The sequence below is a fragment of the Acidithiobacillus thiooxidans ATCC 19377 genome, assembly GCF_009662475.1.
GTDB lineage: Bacteria > Pseudomonadota > Gammaproteobacteria > Acidithiobacillales > Acidithiobacillaceae > Acidithiobacillus > Acidithiobacillus thiooxidans.
On record NZ_CP045571.1, the window covers coordinates 1615621 to 1634949 of the forward strand.

The 19329-nt window shown below is 55.4% G+C and carries 25 protein-coding genes; 19 read left to right on the forward strand and 6 right to left on the reverse strand.

What is annotated here, in order from left to right; all coding sequences use genetic code 11:
* Nucleotides 1–23 precede the first annotated feature (23 nt).
* The 19 genes from GCD22_RS08510 to GCD22_RS08600 all read left to right on the forward strand — a co-directional run bounded on the left by GCD22_RS08510 (nt 24) and on the right by GCD22_RS08600 (nt 16161).
* Nucleotides 24–986, forward strand: coding sequence for an NADH-quinone oxidoreductase subunit B family protein (locus GCD22_RS08510; RefSeq protein ID WP_126605065.1), 963 nt, complete (start codon nt 24–26; stop codon nt 984–986).
* A gap of 51 nt (nt 987–1037) precedes the next feature.
* A complete protein-coding gene (locus GCD22_RS08515) occupies nt 1038–2636 on the forward strand; it encodes a nickel-dependent hydrogenase large subunit (protein ID WP_153940665.1) in 1599 nt (532 codons plus the stop codon).
* Between the two features lie 91 nt (nt 2637–2727).
* Nucleotides 2728–3054 (forward strand): hypothetical protein, encoded by a 327-nt coding sequence (locus tag GCD22_RS08520; RefSeq protein WP_153940666.1) that lies wholly within the window; start codon nt 2728–2730, stop codon nt 3052–3054.
* A 15-nt stretch (nt 3055–3069) separates the two neighbouring features.
* Nucleotides 3070–3402 carry a hypothetical protein gene (locus tag GCD22_RS08525; RefSeq protein ID WP_153940667.1) on the forward strand — a complete coding sequence of 111 codons (333 nt, stop codon included), beginning with the start codon at nt 3070–3072 and terminating at the stop codon, nt 3400–3402.
* 2 nt (nt 3403–3404) lie between these two features.
* On the forward strand, nt 3405–3878 hold the full coding sequence (locus GCD22_RS08530) for a hydrogenase maturation protease (protein WP_153940668.1): 474 nt from the start codon (nt 3405–3407) through the stop codon (nt 3876–3878).
* Nucleotides 3875–4192, forward strand: coding sequence for a hypothetical protein (locus GCD22_RS08535; RefSeq protein ID WP_153940669.1), 318 nt, complete (start codon nt 3875–3877; stop codon nt 4190–4192). Before GCD22_RS08530 ends, GCD22_RS08535 begins: the two co-directional genes overlap by 4 nt.
* Before the next feature lie 111 nt (nt 4193–4303).
* Entirely contained in the window at nt 4304–5284 is a 981-nt protein-coding gene (locus tag GCD22_RS08540) for a tetratricopeptide repeat protein (protein ID WP_153940670.1), read from the forward strand.
* A 24-nt stretch (nt 5285–5308) separates the two neighbouring features.
* Nucleotides 5309–5536, forward strand: coding sequence for a hypothetical protein (locus tag GCD22_RS08545; protein WP_153940671.1), 228 nt, complete (start codon nt 5309–5311; stop codon nt 5534–5536).
* Nucleotides 5537–5566: 30 nt separating this feature from the next.
* Nucleotides 5567–5791, forward strand: coding sequence for a hypothetical protein (locus tag GCD22_RS08550; RefSeq protein ID WP_081577129.1), 225 nt, complete (start codon nt 5567–5569; stop codon nt 5789–5791).
* A 16-nt stretch (nt 5792–5807) separates the two neighbouring features.
* Nucleotides 5808–6698 carry a NifU family protein gene (locus tag GCD22_RS08555; protein WP_244947613.1) on the forward strand — a complete coding sequence of 297 codons (891 nt, stop codon included), beginning with the start codon at nt 5808–5810 and terminating at the stop codon, nt 6696–6698.
* A complete protein-coding gene (locus GCD22_RS08560; protein WP_153940673.1) occupies nt 6691–7887 on the forward strand; it encodes an NHL repeat-containing protein in 1197 nt (398 codons plus the stop codon). Before GCD22_RS08555 ends, GCD22_RS08560 begins: the two co-directional genes overlap by 8 nt.
* On the forward strand, nt 7884–10295 hold the full coding sequence (gene hypF / locus GCD22_RS08565) for a carbamoyltransferase HypF (RefSeq protein ID WP_153940674.1): 2412 nt from the start codon (nt 7884–7886) through the stop codon (nt 10293–10295). The genes GCD22_RS08560 and hypF overlap by 4 nt, the downstream gene beginning before the upstream one ends.
* A complete protein-coding gene (locus GCD22_RS08570; protein WP_081577133.1) occupies nt 10286–10579 on the forward strand; it encodes a HypC/HybG/HupF family hydrogenase formation chaperone in 294 nt (97 codons plus the stop codon). The genes hypF and GCD22_RS08570 overlap by 10 nt, the downstream gene beginning before the upstream one ends.
* A 15-nt stretch (nt 10580–10594) precedes the next feature.
* Nucleotides 10595–11293 (forward strand): D-sedoheptulose-7-phosphate isomerase, encoded by a 699-nt coding sequence (locus tag GCD22_RS08575; RefSeq protein ID WP_153940675.1) that lies wholly within the window; start codon nt 10595–10597, stop codon nt 11291–11293.
* Nucleotides 11277–12422, forward strand: coding sequence for a hydrogenase formation protein HypD (gene hypD, locus GCD22_RS08580; protein WP_153940676.1), 1146 nt, complete (start codon nt 11277–11279; stop codon nt 12420–12422). The genes GCD22_RS08575 and hypD overlap by 17 nt, the downstream gene beginning before the upstream one ends.
* Complete coding sequence (gene hypE / locus GCD22_RS08585) at nt 12422–13480, forward strand: hydrogenase expression/formation protein HypE (protein WP_153940677.1); 1059 nt, start codon at nt 12422–12424, stop codon at nt 13478–13480. Before hypD ends, hypE begins: the two co-directional genes overlap by 1 nt.
* A gap of 13 nt (nt 13481–13493) precedes the next feature.
* Nucleotides 13494–13823 carry a hydrogenase maturation nickel metallochaperone HypA/HybF gene (locus GCD22_RS08590; RefSeq protein ID WP_153940678.1) on the forward strand — a complete coding sequence of 110 codons (330 nt, stop codon included), beginning with the start codon at nt 13494–13496 and terminating at the stop codon, nt 13821–13823.
* Nucleotides 13823–14725 carry a hydrogenase nickel incorporation protein HypB gene (gene hypB / locus GCD22_RS08595; protein ID WP_170286722.1) on the forward strand — a complete coding sequence of 301 codons (903 nt, stop codon included), beginning with the start codon at nt 13823–13825 and terminating at the stop codon, nt 14723–14725. Before GCD22_RS08590 ends, hypB begins: the two co-directional genes overlap by 1 nt.
* A gap of 26 nt (nt 14726–14751) precedes the next feature.
* Complete coding sequence (locus tag GCD22_RS08600) at nt 14752–16161, forward strand: APC family permease (RefSeq protein ID WP_153940679.1); 1410 nt, start codon at nt 14752–14754, stop codon at nt 16159–16161.
* A 293-nt stretch (nt 16162–16454) separates the two neighbouring features.
* On the opposite strand, the gene GCD22_RS08605 is transcribed toward GCD22_RS08600, so the two are convergent.
* The 6 genes from GCD22_RS08605 to GCD22_RS08630 form a co-directional block, all read right to left on the reverse strand.
* Nucleotides 16455–16769: a phospholipase D-like domain-containing protein gene (locus tag GCD22_RS08605; protein ID WP_153940680.1), complete on the reverse strand. Its 315-nt coding sequence runs from the start codon at nt 16767–16769 to the stop codon at nt 16455–16457.
* A 14-nt stretch (nt 16770–16783) separates the two neighbouring features.
* Nucleotides 16784–16969 (reverse strand): hypothetical protein, encoded by a 186-nt coding sequence (locus GCD22_RS08610; protein ID WP_031573425.1) that lies wholly within the window; start codon nt 16967–16969, stop codon nt 16784–16786.
* Between the two features lie 9 nt (nt 16970–16978).
* Entirely contained in the window at nt 16979–17524 is a 546-nt protein-coding gene (locus GCD22_RS08615) for a hypothetical protein (RefSeq protein WP_153940681.1), read from the reverse strand.
* Between the two features lie 209 nt (nt 17525–17733).
* Complete coding sequence (locus GCD22_RS08620; protein WP_153940682.1) at nt 17734–18249, reverse strand: hypothetical protein; 516 nt, start codon at nt 18247–18249, stop codon at nt 17734–17736.
* Between the two features lie 24 nt (nt 18250–18273).
* Entirely contained in the window at nt 18274–18597 is a 324-nt protein-coding gene (locus tag GCD22_RS08625; protein ID WP_211371707.1) for an antA/AntB antirepressor family protein, read from the reverse strand.
* Between the two features lie 287 nt (nt 18598–18884).
* Nucleotides 18885–19259, reverse strand: coding sequence for a hypothetical protein (locus tag GCD22_RS08630; RefSeq protein WP_153940683.1), 375 nt, complete (start codon nt 19257–19259; stop codon nt 18885–18887).
* Nucleotides 19260–19329 lie beyond the last annotated feature (70 nt).

Genomic DNA, 19329 nt, shown 5'->3' on the forward strand with positions numbered 1-19329 from the left:
TTTATTATGAGGAGGTTACGACGATGGCGAACGTGCTTTGGCTCCAAGGAGGAGCCTGTTCTGGAAATACCATGTCTTTTCTTAATGCAGAGGAGCCGAGTGCTTGCGATCTGGTGACGGATTTTGGCATCAAGGTGCTCTGGCAGCCCTCTCTCGGAGTGGAACTGGGGGACAATGTTCAGAAGTTACTTCGGGATTGTGTGTCTGGGGCAATTCCCCTGGATATATTCGTTTTCGAGGGTACCGTGGTTAACGCCCCCAATGGTACTGGGACCTGGAATCGTTTTGCCGGTCGTCCGATGAAAGACTGGGTGAAGGAGTTAACAGGTGCTGCCCAGTACGTAGTGGCGTTGGGAGATTGTGCGACATGGGGAGGCATCCCGGCAACGGCCCCGAACCCCAGTGATTCTCAGGGGCTTCAGTTCCTCAAAAAGCAGCACGGCGGTTTCCTGGGGGCGGGCTTCAAAAGCAAAGCTGGGCTTCCTGTCATCAATATCCCCGGTTGTCCTGCCCATCCGGACTGGATCACCCAGGTACTGGTGGCAGTGGCGACAGGGCGCGCCGGAGAACTGGAGCTGGATGATCTGCAGCGTCCAAAGACGTTTTTCAAAAGTTTCACCCAGACGGGATGTACCCGCAACATGCACTTTGCTTACAAGGTTTCCGCCACGGAATTTGGGCAGAGAAAAGGCTGTCTCTTTTATGACCTGGGCTGCCGTGGCCCGATGACGCATTCACCCTGTAACCGCATTCTGTGGAACCGGCAGTCCTCGAAGACCCGTGCGGGGATGCCCTGCTTGGGTTGTACCGAGCCGGAGTTCCCTTTCTTCGATCTGGCACCAGGCAGTGTATTCAAAACCCAGACTGTGATGGGGGTGCCGAAAGACCTGCCAGAGGGTGTGGACAAGTCCGCTTATATCAAGCTTACGTCAGCCGCCAAGAGTGCTTCGCCAGCCTGGGCTGAAAAAGACATCTTTGTAGTTTGAGACGCGGAGCGACGCTTTTACTTTTTATTGCATTTTGGAGGAGATATTGACATGGCAACATCCGTACAGACACTGGATATCAGTCCAGTTGGCCGAGTGGAGGGGGATCTGGATGTACGCGTGGACATTCGGGACGGCGTGGTAGTCGAAGCCTACACGCAGGCTGAATTGTTCCGTGGCTTCGAGGTCATTTTAAGAGATAAGGACCCGCAGGCGGGGTTGGTGGTAACACCGCGTGCCTGTGGTATTTGCGGCGCCTCGCACCTGACCTGTGCCGCTTGGGCACTGGACACGGCATGGCAGACGGAAGTGCCACGCAACGCCATCCTGGCCAGAAATATCGGTCAGCTTGCGGAAAGTCTGCAAAGCTTGCCGCGTCATCATTATGGATTGTTCATGATTGATATGGTGAATGAGAACTATCGGCATGGCAAATTCTATGACGAGGCGGTCAGGCGGTACGCCCCGTTTACGGGTACCAATTACGAAATCGGCGTGACGATATCCGGCAAGCCCGTAGAAATCTATGCGCTCTTCGGGGGGCAGTGGCCGCATTCCAGCTACATGGTTCCCGGCGGCGTTATGTGCGCACCCACCTTGGCTGATGTTACCCGTTCCTGGTCCATACTGGAGTATTACCGTACCAACTGGCTGGAACGGGTATGGTTGGGGTGTTCGATGGAGCGTTATGAGCAAATTAAGTCCTATGATGATTTCATGGCGTGGCTAGACGAGCGCCCGGAACACGCTAATTCCGACCTGGGAATGTATTATCGGATCGGCGAGGATATTGGGCTGATGAAGTTTGGTGAGGGGTTGGGCAAGTACGTTTCGTGGGGCTATCTTCCCCATGAGGACCGTTACCAGCATCCGACCATTGACACACGGCAACAGTCAGTCTTCATGAAGGGCGGGGTTTACGATGCGAAGGCCGACAAGTTTCATCCCATGGATCAGTCCTTCACCCGAGAATCGACGACCCACGGCTGGTATGACGAAGGAAACAGCCCTGTCCATCCCTTCAACCGGAACACGAGGCCGATGCAATCCAATGATCGAGACTTCAATGGGGCCTACACTTGGTGTACCGAAGTTGCCCATGAGCAGTTGGGGCGCATGGAAGCCGGTCCCTTATCCCGGCAATTGATCGCCGGCGGCGACCATGGCGAATCCTGGCAGCATTCCGACCCCTTCATTCTGGACGTCTACAAGAAAATGGGCCCCAGTCTATGGTTGCGGCATTTTGCGCGGATGCATGAGGCGGTGAAGCTTTATCGCCAGGCCGAACATTGCCTGCGTGAGTTCCGCCTGAACGAACCATTCTACATCAAGCCCCGCGAACGGGATGGGCAAGGGTGGGGTGCCACGGAGGCCATACGTGGCGCACTGGCACACTGGATTGAAGTAAAGGGTGGCAAGATCAGTAATTACCAGATCATTGCACCTACCACCTGGAATGTAGGTCCCCACGACGCGCAGGGTGGCCGTGGTCCCATCGAGGAGGCGTTGATTGGAACCCCTATCGCGAATCCAGCGGACCCGGTGGAAGTCGGGCATGTGGCCCGTTCGTTCGATTCCTGTCTGGTTTGTACGGTGCATGCCCATGATGCCAAGTCCGGAAAGGAGCTCGCCCGTTTCCGCACTGCCTGAGTCGTATAATCTAAAAAAAGGGGGCGGATACCGGAGTGCAGGGTCCGGCCCCAAAAATTCAGCCACTTGAATCGAGAAAGGCAGGGGCATCATGAATCACATGGCACATGAACATGAAGAGGACGCATTACGGGCACAAATTGCCAGCATGCTTAAAGCGGGACTGAAGACAGAAATCACTCCGTTTCCCGAAGACAGCAATGCTTTCGCGCAACTATTGCAGCGTATCCGCGAAGAAGCGGGATCGGATCTGGAAAAGAAACTGGTGATTGGCGGCTTTACGGACTATCCCATGGGGGAAGACCAGCAGCGCTGTCAGGAGTGCATGTATTATCTCAACCACCGCCGCTGGTGTGATCTGCCGGAGCTGGACGTCCCGGTAGAGCCGGACTGGTGGTGCCGCCTGTGGCGTATATAGAGGGGGTATCTGGATATGCAGGACATGGAAGAATTCCCGGAGGACGCGCCAATACGCGCGCGGCTGGAAAAATTGCTGCGTACTGGGTTGCGTACCGAAGCGGAGCCGCGTGCGTACGACCTGGAGATGCAACAATCGGTGCTGACGCGTTTGCAAAAGGTGCCGGCGGAAGAGATCGCTGAACGTATCGGGATAGCCGGATTCACGCTGCATCCTTATGCAGCTGAGGGGATTGAGGAAGCGTGCGAAACGTGCATGTATTTCCTATCGCACCGGCAGTTCTGTGCGCTTCCTGAATTGATGTTACCGGTCAGGCCCGAATGGTCCTGTCGGTTGTGGCGAATTTAGTCATGCGTGTGGTGCTGGGATGCGGTAACTTGTACCGACGCGATGACGGAGTGGGAGTCACGGTTATTCAGCGGCTGCGAGGCGCGATGGATCCTTTGCCCGCAGATATCGCTCTCCATGATGCGGGCACCTCCGGCATGGATGTGATTTTCAGGGCCCGCGATTGTCGACAACTTATCATTGTGGATGCGTGCCGGACGGGCAGTGAACCGGGAGCGGTGTTCAGGTTGCCTGGCAGCGAACTGGAATTGCCTCATACCCCAACCCTCACATTGCACGACTTTCGCTGGGAACATGCGCTTTATGCCGGAAAGCGCATGTTTGGGGAGCGATTTCCCGAGCGGGTAACCGTCTTTTTGGTAGAGGGTACTGATTTCGGTTTTGGCGACGGGCTCACACCACCCGTGGAGAGAGCGATCCCCGCAGTATTAGCCCAGGTGAAAGCAGCGCTGGTCGAGCTGGAAACGGTATCATGACTGAGAATGTTGTTAATCTTCTGTTGAAGGACGGGTACCTTTTTATTCCCGCGTCCGTCTATCGCGATGCCATGGCCGATCTCCGGGCGGTTGCCGTGCTCTGGCGATCGGCATGTTTGCATTTGATCCCCTTACATCCTGGTAGTGTTGGTGGCTTTTTGCTGAAGCGTCGCAATCTTGCTGGCGATCGGGTGATCGATCTCCGCATCTTCCTGAGGGAGCATGAACTGCAGGAGAACTACGAGGGGGTTCTTTCCTTTCTGTGGATACCAGAACAGGGAGCGTGGCAGACGAGTCAGCTGTGTCCAGAGTGATATTGATAAGAAACTTATCATATATGTAATTGTACTTGACAGCACTGCTTTCTGCGCTATACTAAGTTTGTAAATAAACATTACAAACCGTGTTCCACTCGGAGGTCTTTCATGTCCAGTACTTTGGCAGAAACGGAATATCAGGTCGCCTTGAGAACCGCTCGGGATGACAGTATTCCGGCTGGAGAGCGTGCGGAAATGCTCATGGAGATCGCGCTGGGTCTACAGCGGCACCCGCGCCGACCAGAGGATCTCGAGCAGGTCAACAACCTATATAAAGAAGGTTTACAGGTTTGTCCGGATGGGGACGTCTTGCTACGGGCACGGCTATTGGCTGGACAGGCAACTGCCTTGCTGGCAACGCCTGGCGATACGCGGGTGCTTGAAGAAGCTGTTGCTTGTCTGCGTAGTGCGTTACCAGTACTGCAGACCTTGGGGAGCGCCGAAGAGGTTGCCGAAACCGAGATGAACGAGGGACTGGCCCTACAAGGACTCGCTGTGGCGGGGAAGGTGTCGTTTCCAGACGCCGTAACGAAGTATCACAGCGCCTTACGCATTTTTACTGCGGATAAATTCCCGCGCGAATATGCGATCATCCATAACAATCTGGCTACCGCCTATCTGTCCATGACCATGGGTGATGAGGCTTCCAAAATGCGCGAGGCACTGGCCGTCCAATCCTATGAGTCTGCATTGCGTGCTGTCACCCTTGACGCTCATCCGACGGAATACGCCATGCTGCAAAACAACCTCGGTAATGCCCTGCAGTACAGCAGCAGTGCGCATCCGGTCGAAAATAACCTGCGCGCCCTGGAAGCCTATCGGGAGGCCTTGCGGGTACGAACCCCCAAAGAGCGACCGGAGGAATATGCAAACACCATCAGCAATATGGCCAACGCGCTGAGGAACCTGCCTGACGACCCAGAGAACCCGGAACTCGGCAATATTCGTAATCTGGGTGAAGCAGCCAGGCTATATGAGACCGCAGAAAAGATCTTCATGGAAATGGGGGAAATGGATAAGTCAAGGTTAGTCCGCGTAGCTCTGGACGAAACCCTGGCACTGTTAAGCGAACATGGATCTGTACATTAACCGGGAAAATATTGGAGAGCACCTATGTCGGCACTGAACGCGTTCGACGGTCAACAGATACAGGCGATCGTCATTCTATGGATTTTGCTGGGTGGATTGGTTGGGGTGTTGGCGGGTGCCGTGTCGGGGATGCTGATCGGCGGCAAAAATCTGGGTGATTACAAACTGGCGGCAATGATGGGGGGCATGTATGCGGCGATGCCCGTCATTCCCGGCGTGGTCTTGGGTACGATTATCCTTGTACTGATCTGAAGTCGAGGATACCCAAAGGAGGAGGATAATATGTGGGACATGATATGGAACTCGGCAGGATTATTCCTGCGCGGAAAGCTGTTCAAAGATACCCGGCTGGTTCTGATGCTGCTGGCGGCCAACATCATCTTGGCTGCTGTGGTCGTCGTTGCCGGACATTTAGCCGGCATTCCGTATCTGGTGGATTGTCTGGTTGCTGGCCTCCTGTGTGGCGCCCTGCAACCCATCCTTTTTCTGAATTTGAAGTACGCATGACATGGCGACGTCACCCGTGCCTGAGGACATTGAAAGCAGGGAAGCTGATACCCTGACAGAAGATATTGCCCGGTTGGGCAGCCTCGAAAAAATCATACAGGGATGGGATGAAACACAGCTAAGAACGGTGCTGGCACTGCGCAATGGCTGGGAGGCGATTTACAGGGAATGTTTGCGGCGTCTTATTCGTACCGTGCAGAATGCTCCACAGGGGGCCACCGGCTTGCGGGAAGCTGCAGCAGATCCGTATGTCTATGCGGTGCTGCGGACCCTGGGTCTGGTTCGGCCCTCCCTGCAGGAACGCATCGAAGCGGCACTGGATAGTGTGCGCCCAGGTCTGGAAGGCCATGGCGGCAATGTCGAACTGGTCGAATTGCGTCCGCCCGATACGGTAGTTTTGCGCTTGCTGGGGTCTTGTCACGGTTGCCCATCTTCCTCACTGACCCTGTCGGAAGGGGTGGAGAAAGCAATCCGCGAGGCCTGCCCGGAAATATGCCATATTGAAACGGTAGGTCGTCAACATGCAGCCACCGTGCCGAACGGTGAAGGGACTGAACAGCGTATCAGCCCCTTTGCTATTGGCGGGCGTCATCCCTGGCTGCCGGCACTGCGGCTGGAGGATCTGCCGCGAAACAGCCTGCTCGCCCGGGATGTTCTTTCCGATGCCTTGCTGTTTTGGCGCGGTCCGGATGGGGATGTGCACTGTTACCGTAATGCCTGCGCCCATCTGGGTATGCCTCTTGATGAGGGAGAGATAGATCCAGCTGGTGTTCTGACTTGTCCGCATCACGGATTCCAGTTTGCGTTGGAGAGCGGAGAATGTCTGACGATACCCGAAATCCAGTTGGAGCCCTGGGCGGTGCGGATGGTCGATGGCGAGATCCAGGTGAGGAGGAATCATGACTGAATATACCCTTCCCCTGAGTGCCACCAACCGGAACCGGCCAGCCGCCAGCCCTTCAGAGCAGTTACTGGTAGAGACCGGAGCACGGGTCATCCTGGGGGAGCAGGTACAGCCCAAGGGGGTCGTCGTTCCTGTGGCTCCTTCCTCGCAGACGCTTTTCGGTCCTCGCGGGGCCAGTCTCATGACTGACGGATCTTTTTGGGTGGCGGATACCGGCCATCATCGCTTGCTGGGGTGGCCGATGTTACCCGAAGCGGATGGTCAGCCTGCCACTTGGCTCATTGGTCAGCCGGACTTCAAGCGGGACGGGGGACGCAATGCTCACGGCCCTGTGGGCGCGGCATCGCTGAATGTTCCCACCGGAATCTGTCCGGTTGGCGACGGGATGGCGGTGGCAGATGTCTGGAACCACCGGGTGTTGATCTGGCATAAAGTACCGAATGAAAGCCATACTCCGGCGGATCTGGTTCTCGGCCAAACCGATTTTGTGTCGATGGAAATCAATTGCGGTGCGTCGCAACCATCCGCGTCTACCCTGTACTGGCCCTATGGGGTCTTTTGGGACGGGGTCAGGCTTTATGTCGCGGATTCGGGCAACCGTCGCGTTCTCTGGTGGGAAGGGATTCCCACGGGAAATGGACAACCTGCGGACGGCGTCCTGGGCCAAGCAGATTTTCATTGCCGGGACGAGAACGGTGGTCATGAAGCGGACGCCATGAGTATGCGCTGGCCCCATGCGGTAACCCGTTTCAAGGATTGGCTGGTTATTGGAGATGCGGGGAACAACCGGGTGTTACTCTGGCGTGGGGCACCACAACATCATGGTCAGATGGCCGATATGGTCCTCGGGCAGCCCGATTTTACTCAGAACGCCCACAATCGTGGTAGTTATTTTCCCAATGCGGCCTGCTTCAATATGCCCTATGGGGTGACCGCCACGGAAAACTGGCTAATTGTGGCGGATACGGCCAACAGCCGGCTGTTGGGTTGGCAGGCGGACGATCTGTTGACGGATGCTCCAGCACGTACCCTTGCCGGTCAGGATGGTTTTCAGCACAAGGGGGATAACCGCTGGGGCGTGGTGGGGCGCAATACGCTGTGCTGGCCCTATGGGATTTCTCCTGCGGGAAAGAGCGTGATCATCGCCGACTCGGGTAACAACCGTGTCCTGCTTTGGGACAGACGGTCATGAGTTTCTCCCCAGACCAGACCGCAACCCTGGGCGAGGAAGTCCGGGTGCGCGGACTGGTTCAGGGCGTTGGGTTCCGTCCTGCGGTTTGGCGCCTTGCCCGCGACTGTGGACTCTCTGGCGATGTATGCAACGATGGGAAAGGCGTGCTGATCCGGATCTGGGGGCCTGCATCAGAGCGGGATCGATTTCTGATCCGGCTGCGCGACGAACCACCTCCCCTCGCACGCATTGACGAGGTGGTGCGCGGATATTTGTGCGAAGATCCGCCTGAGGGAACTTTCAGCATCAGTACCAGCCGCTCTGGAGAGGTACATACGGGGGCGGTGCCCGATGCCGCTACCTGTCCTGCCTGCCTACAGGAGATTTTCGATCCCTTCAATCGGCGTTATCGTTATCCTTTCACCAATTGTACGCACTGTGGTCCGCGTTTTTCGATCCTCGAAGACATTCCTTATGACCGCGCCCATACTTCCATGAACATCTTTCCCCTCTGCAAGGATTGCCGTGCGGAGTACGAAAATCCGGAAGACCGGCGCTTCCACGCGCAACCGGTGGCCTGCCATGCCTGCGGCCCGAAGGCCCGGCTCGTCCGGCTCGATGGCCACGCGGTCAGTGCCGACCGGTATACCCAACTGGACGCGGTGGACGCGGCGACCAATCTTCTCAAACGCGGGGAAATCGTCCTCATCAAAGGGCTTGGCGGTTTTCATCTCGCCTGCGATGCCACGAATGACCATGCAGTGTCCGCTTTGCGCCTGCGCAAACACCGTCCCCATAAGCCTTTGGCGTTAATGGCCAGGGATCTGGAGATCGTGCGTCGCTATGCGCACGTGAGCCACGCAGAAGAGAATTTGCTGCAGTCTCATCAGGCGCCCATCGTGCTGCTGAACCGTTTGAACACCGACTCCCTGGCGTTCGATATTGCGCCGGGGATGCAGCGGCTCGGGTTTATGCTGCCCTATACCCCCCTGCACCATCTCCTGATGCGCCGGATGGACCGACCGATTGTACTGACAAGTGGAAATCTCTCGGATGCTCCGCAGGTTGTTGACGATGCGGCTGCCGTCCGGGCACTGCGGGGAGTGACCGACTGGATGCTGACCCATGATCGGGCAATCATCAACCGCGTCGATGATTCTGTGATACAGATGGCGGGAGACGACACCATGATGCTGCGCCGGGGGCGTGGCTACGCGCCGGAGTCATTGCCGCTGCCCGAGGGGTTCGATGCGTCTCCGGACTTGCTGGCGTTAGGTGGGGAGCTCAAGAACACTTTCTGCCTGATCAAGGACGGGCAAGCAATCCTTTCCCAGCACATGGGCGATCTTGAACAGGCAGCGGTCTGGGATGACACTGTCCGGAATCATGCCCTCTACGCCCGGATTTTTCAGCATGTACCCAAAGCCGTCGTAGTGGACCGTCACCCCGAATATCTGTCGCGCAAGTGGGGAGTGGAGATATCGGAAAAAAGCGACCTCCCCCTGATTTCCGTACAACACCATCACGCCCATATTGCGGCCGTCATGGCAGAACACCGCCTGCCGCTGGACCATCCGCCGATCATCGCCTTAGCGCTGGACGGTATGGGTCTGGGCGATGCGGGCGCTTTGTGGGGTTGTGAGTGTTTGCAGGTGAGTTACTGCGAAATTCGTCACCTGGGTGGGTTGCGCCCGTCCGCTTTACCGGGGGGCAATCTCGCGATGCGTGAACCGTGGCGTAACGCCCTTGTGCAGTTTGCGGATGCCTTCGGTTGGCCTGTTGCACGCCAACGATTCACTAATCTGTCCATCATGGAATACCTTGGCAAAAAGCCGGTGGAGCAGTTGTTACATATGCGGGACAGAAACGTCTGCACACCGCTCTGTAGCTCTGCCGGACGGCTTTTCGACGCCGTCAGCGCAGTCTGTGGCCTGTGTATGGACCGGGTGAGCTATGAAGGGCAGGCGGCCATGCTGCTGGAGGCCAGCGTCGATCTGTCTGTCATGGGAAATGCCTCGGAACCTGGCTATCCTTTCGAGATCGCTGAAAGCGAAAAACACTTCATTCAGATGGATCCGCGAACCTTGTGGTCGCCGTTGCTGGACGACCTCCAGGGCGGAATTCCGGTAGAAACGATTGCTGCGCGCTTCCACAAAGGCCTCGCCGCCAGCCTGGTGCAATTAATCAGGAGGACCTTGGGTGCCACCCCCTGGACCACTACCGTCGCTTTGTCAGGGGGCGTTTTTCAGAATCTGACCCTGCTGCGGGCAACCCGGGAGGCTCTGGAATCCTTGGGGCTGGAGGTTCTGGTTCCGCATCTGATCCCCGCCAACGACGGCGGCCTCGCTTTTGGGCAGGCTGTGGTGGCGGCCGCGCAAATCGTTACTGGTCAACATCATATTGCAGGAGGGCATGAGCCATGTGTCTAGGTATTCCAGGTCAGATCACCAGAGTCATCAGCGCGCGAGAACGGCGGGCGGAGGTAGCCATCAATGGGGTACGACGGGAGGTCAATATCGCCTGCATTACCGATGCGGAGCACTCCCCAGAGTCCTGTGTCGGTGACTGGGTGCTGGTACATGTGGGTTTTGCCATGAGTCGCATCAGCGCAGAAGAAGCAGCCCTGACGCTGGATGTGTTGACGCAACTGGGCGAAGCCCAACTGGAAATGGATCGTATGCGGGAGTCCGCGTCAACAGGTCCCATGGCGTAATCGCCAGGAGGTGCAATGATGGATCCTCTACAGGAGCTCTATCCTTTTCTGCATGGCCAAGCCAAAAATTCGCAGCGGGAAAAAATGACGCTGCTGGAGTCTGTGCGGCAGAAATCCGCCGAAAGCCGGAACGTCAAGGCACAGTTTTTTGCGGTGCACGCAGAGGCACTGGTTTCCATGGCGGCAGCCCTGGCAGCGGTTTATCAGATTGGCGGCGTACTCTACACCATGGGGAACGGTGGCTCTTCCTGTGATGCGGACCACTTGGCGGTCGAGTTCATGCACCCTGTTACCACGGGCCGTCCGGCTTTGGCTGCGCACAGTCTGGTGAGTGACCGGGCCATGCTGACCGCCGTCGGTAATGACGTGGGTTTTCAGCATGTGTTTTTACGGCAATTGACAGCCTTGGCCAGGCAGGGGGATGCGCTGTTCGGCTTTTCGACCAGTGGCAACTCCACCAATCTCATGGCCGCCTACCGCAAGGCCCGGGAAATCGGCATGGTAACTTTCGGCCTTGCTGGCATGCAGGGAGGTGAGATGCAGACAAGCGGCCTGGTGGACTACCTCTTGGTGGTGGAGACGGACAGTATCCACCGTATCCAGGAATGCCACGTCACGGCCTTTCACATACTCTGGGATCTGGTGCATACCATCCTGGCAGACCGGCGCGGAGACTTACAGGCGGAGGTAACCGAAGATGCGTTACGTGGATGAGTTCCGGGATCCTGAAAAGGCCCGCTATTTGGTCAAGGATATTCAAAGGCTGGCAGCGTTGATCCCGGCTACCGCGAACCGACCCTTACAACTTATGGAGTTTTGCGGTGGCCACACCCATACCATTTTCAAATACGGTATTGAGCAGATGCTGCCGTCCTCGGTGGAACTGGTGCATGGGCCAGGTTGTCCGGTTTGCGTGCTACCCATGGGCCGGGTGGACGATTGCGTGGCGATTGCCGAGTGTCCAGAAGTGATATTCACTACCTTTGGTGACGCCATGCGGGTTCCCGGCTCGCGCAAGAGCCTGTTGCAGGCCAAGGCCACGGGTGCGGATGTGCGGATGGTCTATTCGCCGCTGGATGCGCTGGCCCTCGCCAGAGATAACCCGGACCGGGAAGTGGTATTCTTTGGTCTCGGTTTTGAAACGACCATGCCGGCGACGGCGCTGACTATTCTTGCCGCAGAACGCCAGCAGGTATCCAATTTTTCCGTATTCTGCAATCACATTACGACGTTGCCCACCATCAAAGCTATTCTTGACTCATCCGATATGGAGCTGGACGGTTTCCTCGGCCCTGGTCATGTCAGCATGGTGATTGGCACCCATCCCTATCACTTTATCGCCGGGCATTATCACAAACCCGTGGTGATCGCAGGATTCGAGCCTCTGGACATCCTGCAGTCCCTATGGATGCTGCTGAAACAATTGGCCGAGGGGCGCTGTGTAGTGGAAAACCAGTACGCACGGATCGTACCCGAAGCGGGCAACACCCAGGCTCTCGACGCCATCCAGCAAGTGTTCGAAATTCGCGAATACTTCGAGTGGCGGGGACTCGGCTCCATCGACCATTCCGGGGTAAGAATCCGCGATCGCTTTGCCGCCTTTGACGCCGAGCGCGGCTTTACCGTACCCAATCTGTCCATTGCCGATCCTAAGGCGTGTCAATGCGGAGAGGTGCTCAAAGGGGTCATAAAACCTTGGGAATGCAAGGTCTTTGGTGCCGCATGCACCCCGGAAACGCCACTGGGCTCCTTGATGGTTTCCTCGGAAGGAGCATGTGCCGCCTACTTCAATTATGGAAAGATGCCGGGAAATATTCACACTAAGTCAGAGGAGGTGTCCTGATGGCTGCAAATCTGCAACCACGCGTCAAAAGACCTCATGGTAATGTAGTCAACCTTTCCCATGGCAGTGGTGGCAAGGCCATGCGAGATCTGATCGAAGGATTGATTTTGCCCGCCCTGGGTGCCTCCAGTGCCACGCCTCTGGAGGATCAAGCCCGCATTGATGTGCTGGAAACCCTTGGAACAGGTGGCCAGATCGCTTTCACCACGGATTCATATGTTGTCGATCCCCTCAGCTTTCCGGGCGGCGACATCGGCACGCTGGCCGTCAATGGTACCGTAAACGATCTGGCGGTGGGCGGCGCACGGCCCATTGTGTTGAGTTGCTCGTTGATTCTCGAAGAGGGGCTGCCCTTCACTATTCTGGAGAAAATGATGTGCAGCATGGCACAGGCAGCACAGGCAGCGCGGGTCAGGATTGTCACAGGGGACACCAAAGTGGTGCCCCGGGGCAGCGCGGACAAGATGTTTATTAATACCGCTGGCATTGGAATCATTCCAACAGGTGTTCATCTGGAGATCGCACGGATCCGACCGGGTGACCAACTGCTGTTGAATGGTCACCTGGGGGATCATGGCGCTGCCATTTTGAAGGCGCGCGGCGATCTGTCCCTGGACGCCGATGTGGAAAGCGATTGCCAGCCTCTGAATGGGATCATCGCCGCGCTGCTGATGGCAGCACCAGGCACCCGCTGCATCCGCGACGTAACTCGCGGTGGCTTGGCCACAGTGCTCAACGAATTTGCTGCGGGGGCTGGCGTAGGCATGCGCATTGTGGAGGATAGCATTCCCGTCCGCCCTGTGGTCAGAGGTATCTGCGAAGTGCTCGGCCTGGACCCACTCTATCTGGCCAACGAAGGCAAACTCCTTGCAGTCGTGCCAAAGGAAGAGGCCGGGGCTGCTCTGGATGCGCTACGCTCCTGCCCGGAAGGCACCTACGCCGGAGTGATCGGCGAGGTGCTCGCGGGGCCCCCCGGAAGGGTCGTGCTGAGCAGCCATTTCGGCGGTGAGCGCATCGTTGACATGTTGGTGGGCGAACAGTTGCCACGAATCTGTTAGATGAGGAACCGAGATGCACGAACTTGGGATCACCCGCAACATTGTCTCCATCTGCAGCGAGCAGGCCCGTGGTCGCAAGGTGATCCGGGTACGGCTGGAAGTGGGGTTGTTATCGGGGGTAGTGCCGGAGTCCATCCGCTTTTGCTTCGATGTGTGCAGTCAGGGCACAGCGCTGGAGGGGGCGGATCTTGAAGTGCTGGAGATTCCCGGTGAGGGCGAATGCCGGTCCTGTGGCAAACGTGTCCCTCTGCGGCAAGTATTTGGACGTTGTTCGTGTGGTGCAGGCGACCTGATCTGTGTGGCCGGCAAGGAACTCAACATCAAGGATATGGAGGTGCAGTGATGTGTAAAACCTGTGGTTGCTCCGATGGAGCGCAAACGCGGATAACGCGCCTGGATGTTGCGGGGCGGGCGGATCCGGATACTCTGGAATCATCGGGTGATATGCCCGGATATATCCAAGAGCACCGGCATGATGATGAAATGGAGCATGCGCATACCCACGGTAGTACAGGCTCCCACTCTCACTCTCATCCCCATGTACCGAAGGACGAGGATGGCCACCTGGTATCTCTGGAGGCCCGTATTCTGGACAAAAATGATCGCCTTGCGGAACGCAATCGTGGCTGGCTGGCAGGACGGGGCGTGTTTTCCCTGAATCTCATGAGTTCACCTGGCGCCGGGAAGACGACCCTGCTGGAAAAAACCTTGGCAGAGCTGGCGGACGAGTTTCTCTTGGCGGTCGTGGAGGGCGATCAGGAAACCACCCACGATGCAGAACGCATACGCCAGGCGGGTTGCAATGTGGTGCAGATCAATACCGGCCAAGGCTGTCATCTGGAAGCGGATATGGTAGCGCAGGGACTGCGGGAGATTGACCCGGCTACCGGTTCCGTCGTCTTCATCGAAAACGTCGGAAACTTGGTGTGTCCGGCTCTCTTTGATCTCGGTGAAGCCGCACGGGTGGTCATTCTGGCGGTCACCGAGGGCGAAGACAAACCAGCAAAATACCCCCACATGTTTCACGGCGCGGACTTAATTCTGATCAATAAGATCGATCTATTGCCCTATCTCTCCTTCGACCTGGAACGTTGCCTCGGTTACTTGCACGAAGTAGCGCATCATGCCGAGGTGCTGCAGATTTCCGCCACCACGGGAACAGGGCTGGAACCATGGTTTGCCTGGTTGCGTGCGCGCCGAAACCAGGCTTTGTCGGAGGCAGGAAAACTGTTGTCGGGTTCCTGATCTGCCTTGTGTCTAAGGAGGCTGTCATGCCTGCGGATGCCCGTCAGACGCTACACAAGACATTTCAGTTTGTTGATTTGTCCAGTCTGTCCATCTCCAGCGTGGCCCCTATCTTCAGCGTGGCGGCGGCGGGGTCGGCCATGGTCCAGGCAGCAGGCGCAGAGGTGCCTTTGGCGATCGTGCTGATTGCCATACCCTTCATTCTGTGTTCCTGGATATTCCTGTCGCTGAATCAACATTTTCCCAATGCCGGAGCCTCCTATCACTGGTCCCGGCAGATAATGGGCATCGATTACTCGAATTTTCAGGCATGGATCGTGATCATGGCCTATTTCTGGTCGATCCCACCAATACTGATTCCGGCAGCGCAGTTCACGCTGGGCGCACTGGGAGTACCGCACCCCGGCACCGGACTGCAAATTGTTGGGGCCACGTTCTGGGCATTGTTTGCGGCGGGAGTTTTGTTATTCGGGGCGCACATCACCGCCAGGGTTACGCAGATATTTCTGTACATCGAAATCGTATCCGTCGCCTTCATGGCGATTGTTGGGTATTCCCATTGGGGACCGCCCGCAGTGGGGGCTGGCTCATTTTCCCTCAGCCATATTCACTGGGCCGGCGTCATTGTCTGCATGGTAGTGGCCGCCACCATCGTGGACGGATGGGAAATCGACTCTTACGCCTCAGAAGAATCCAGAAAACCGCGTATCACCCCGGGATGGGGAGGAATTATCGGAGCCGTGAGCGTGGTGCTTTACTACCTGCTGATCTGGCCCTTGCTCCTACATCAAGTGCCGCTCGAACGGTTGCAAAACACCAGTGATACCCTGAGTCTCTGGGCGGCAACGGTTTCCCCGCAATTCCTCCCATGGATGCGCGTGGCGATTGTTGCGTCAACCGCCGGTAGCCTCTGGCTCACCACCTTCATCCTGTCTCGTGCCCTTTTCGCCATGTCTCGGGATAAGGTGATGCCAGGGTGGCTGGGTCGACTGAATCGTGGGCACGTACCGCACTGGTCCATCATCCTGCCTATCCTGCTGGCGATGGCGGTCGTCCTCATGCAGGTTTTCTTCCCCAATATGCGGAACCTCTTCAACCTGGCACTGAGCGCAGCGGGGTTCTTTCTGGTTGCGGAATTCTTACTGGATGGGATCAACATGATGCGTTTTTTATTGATTCAGCACCACTCTGTCCGGCACCATTATAAGACGCATCACCACGCCGGTCTCCTGCTCGGATCGTTGGTCGTGATCATTAGTCTTTCTGCTGTGGAGGTGCTGTTCTTCATCTATGGCCCGAAATATATTGCGGCCGGTATTGATCAGACTGTTGGAGTGTTTTTGCTGTTGGGTATCTTTTATGTGCTTTGGCTGCGCTGGCGGAAGGCGGGGCAAGGCATTTACGTCTTCGATGGGTTGGAGTCGCAGGAAGATTGACCAGGAATGTAAATCAGCGTCATTCGTTTGCCATCTGTCAGCACCAGGTGTTTACCACCCCATATCGCGGAATATGAATCATTAGTCCGTTGAAATATTATGCGCATTAGCGAAACACTGAGGTTCTCAAAGGCCAACAATCCAAACGCTGATTTTTGCTGAAAACTGACTTATGACCAGCGCTGTTTAACAGGCTGAATCTTGCATGATGAGACCACGGGCGCTACACTGAATCTGTTGCTAGAGATTTTATATGATTGTTTTATAACAACACTAATCGTACGCAACGCGATCTAAAGATGACATAATGCATGGTCGAAGGCCCAGTAAGAACCATGGGAAGTAAAACGATACGGCGCCCATTGTACGGCCGCACCCGTGGCCTGTGCTTCCCGCATTTCCCGAGAGATTTTCCAGGCGGGCATCTTATAGGGTTTTTTCTCCAGAATGATACGGACTTTTACGCCCCGCTCATTGGCGGCTTTGAGCGCATTGAGAATTTTCCGATCACTCAAAAAGTAAACCTCAAGATTGACTTCCTTTCGGGCCGATTGAATCAACTGGACAATCGGGGCAGTGCCTGCGTAGGGTTCGGTATAAACGTGCAAAATATTCTCCTTTGTTAAGCAATATTCCGTATTTTCTTGGGCACGCGCTTTTCACTCACGTGAATTTTCCCTGTGTTCACCCAATAGCTAAAATCCGCACAAGAAAGGCTTTCCGTCTGGCAACGGGCACGATGCGCGCAGCCATCACAGGGAATGGCTCCATTCATCAACTCGCGCAACAAGTTCTTTTTTTGTCCCAAAATAACCTCCTATTTACTTTCGAACGTGGCGAGTATTTTATTTTGCAAAATCAATCGCGCCTGCCGCTCCGCTTGGAGTTCAGAATGCGTGTCTTGCAAAAGGCGTTGATACCGTTCTTCTGCTTCAAAAGATCGGTTAGCCAACACCATAATCAAAAGCTTTAACCCATCCAGAGCGCTTTTGCTCGCCACTTTCTGTCTGGTCGTTATTGTATCATGCTGTGCCTTTTCCGCCTGGGCAGCCGGTGTTTTTGTCTGGGCAACGGGCGGCGCAAAGACAAATTTCCCCTCTGGCGTCAAAGCGGCCAGTTCTTCTTTCAAGAGTTGGGTCAATACGGCTGAAACCTGTTTATGTGGATAGGCCTTGGCCGCCTGGCATAAACTCTCCCAATCTTGGTTGCCGGTTTTCAGCGCCTTGATTAACAGGTCACGCACGGTTTCTTTGGGCGGAGGGATATCTCCCCGTCTGAGAACCTTCGGAGGCTTGTACTCACCCCGATGTGCCATGTCCACGCCCAAAGGCCGTGCCGATGCTGTTGTATCCATAAGTCCCATAAAACCCTCAACCAATAACCATTGAGGCCATGATACGGAAGCATTGGAGGCTTTAGTGGCGCAATAAAGGCCCAAAATCCGGTTTTTTTTGTAAGGTGATTTTTCCACAGAGGGCCAAGGTTGCGGGATCAATTTGATCCCGCACCTGCAACGTCCCTATTACGCATCATATTCCAGGCATTTACGTGCCATAAAAATTGTCATCGAAATTAAAAGAGTTCGGAAATCAGTGTGGACTTATCAGCAAAAAGGATCTTCTTCCCAATTTTTTTGGCATCGGAATTTTTCATGCCATTAATTTGATGCAATGAACCTATCGCCCCGCGCAAGTGCCCTATCAAAATCTTGCCTGCAGCTTCTGGATCGATTTTGTGCAGTCGAAAAAACGCTTCCCCAAAGCGTCTTGCTCTTTGGATGCTTCCTGCGGATTTCCCCAGTTCACTGGAAACAACGTCCCTGAGCCTCCCCTGATAGCCGCGCGTCACAATTTCTTGTTCGACCCTCTGGATTTCTTGGTACAGCAAAATTACTCTTTCTTCCGTTGTCATCATGGGCGGGCGCTGCCCATCCGGAAAATATGAAGCATCTAGTCTGGGGGTACTATTGTCCAGTTGGTCCTGCAGGCTAATCACACGCTGCATGGCCTGCTGCAAAATACCAGCAACCTGAAGTGGGTTATCCCACTCTATGATCCCAGGCGCGGCATGAGCCGCCTCTTTTGCCATTTTTTCGCACTGGATGAAATATTGTCAGGCTATTTTGCCTTGGGCATTCCGCTCGACCATGGATAACTCTTTCGCCATGTCCAGAGTCAGATGATATTCCTTGCTTGGACGACCGCCATGGCGACCGCCTTGAGGGTTTTCGCCAAAATTGGCGAAAACTAAAAAGTCCTGATTTTCAATAAAATGGTACTTATTGATACGGTCTTTGATCCAGTTGGAGAAGTCCTTACCCACTTTCAGAAAGGTGTGCAGGTCGCGGGCATTGACGGTCTGTACGTGGTCCCCATCCATTTGCATGGTAGCCAATGGCAAGTTACTGCTGGTTTGCATTTCCATCATCTCGTTCATTAAAAAATCCTCTTATGCAACGTGTAATGGCCACAGATATCTGTTACTGAATGGTGCCGGGATCAAATTGATCCCCACACCTATATACCGTAACTTATTGATTTCCCACTTGCCCAAATTGGCAAATGGGGAACATAGTCTACGTTTTCAATAAAATCTTACTTGTTTGCGGCCCTTGATCCCGTTCGAAAAATCCTTGCCCCTCTCAGGCAACGCGTATTAAGGCCATTCCACAACAATTTGATCCCCAGGTTTTCGCCAAAATGGGCAAAAACCCCACTAACCCACTATGTTGCATCTCCAGGATCCTCCAAAGTGAGCATGGCCGGCCAGGTTACATGGCACGACCCAAATTTGGCAGGATACAAAGATTCGGGTCCGCCAAAAATCCACTGGCGTTCAGGATGCATCCTTTCACGCGTAACAATCTTCAATGGCGTAATTTCCACTATGGTAAGATGTAGATCAAATCCATCCTCGTGGCAATATTCTACACAATCCCCCACATGAAGATTCCGGCAAATAGCCCGCCCTTTTTCCGCTTCGGCTTCTCTGCGAGCGAAATAAGCCTCTGTCACACCTTTCCGCGTCTGAGCATTGTTGGCCCAGGCATAACTTCTGGCGCTGACATAACTATGGTGATGTCTGTGATGATAACGCATAAAAAACGCTCCTGGCATAGTTCCAGATATCTGTTAAGGAATGGCGCGGGGATCAAATTGATCCCGCAGC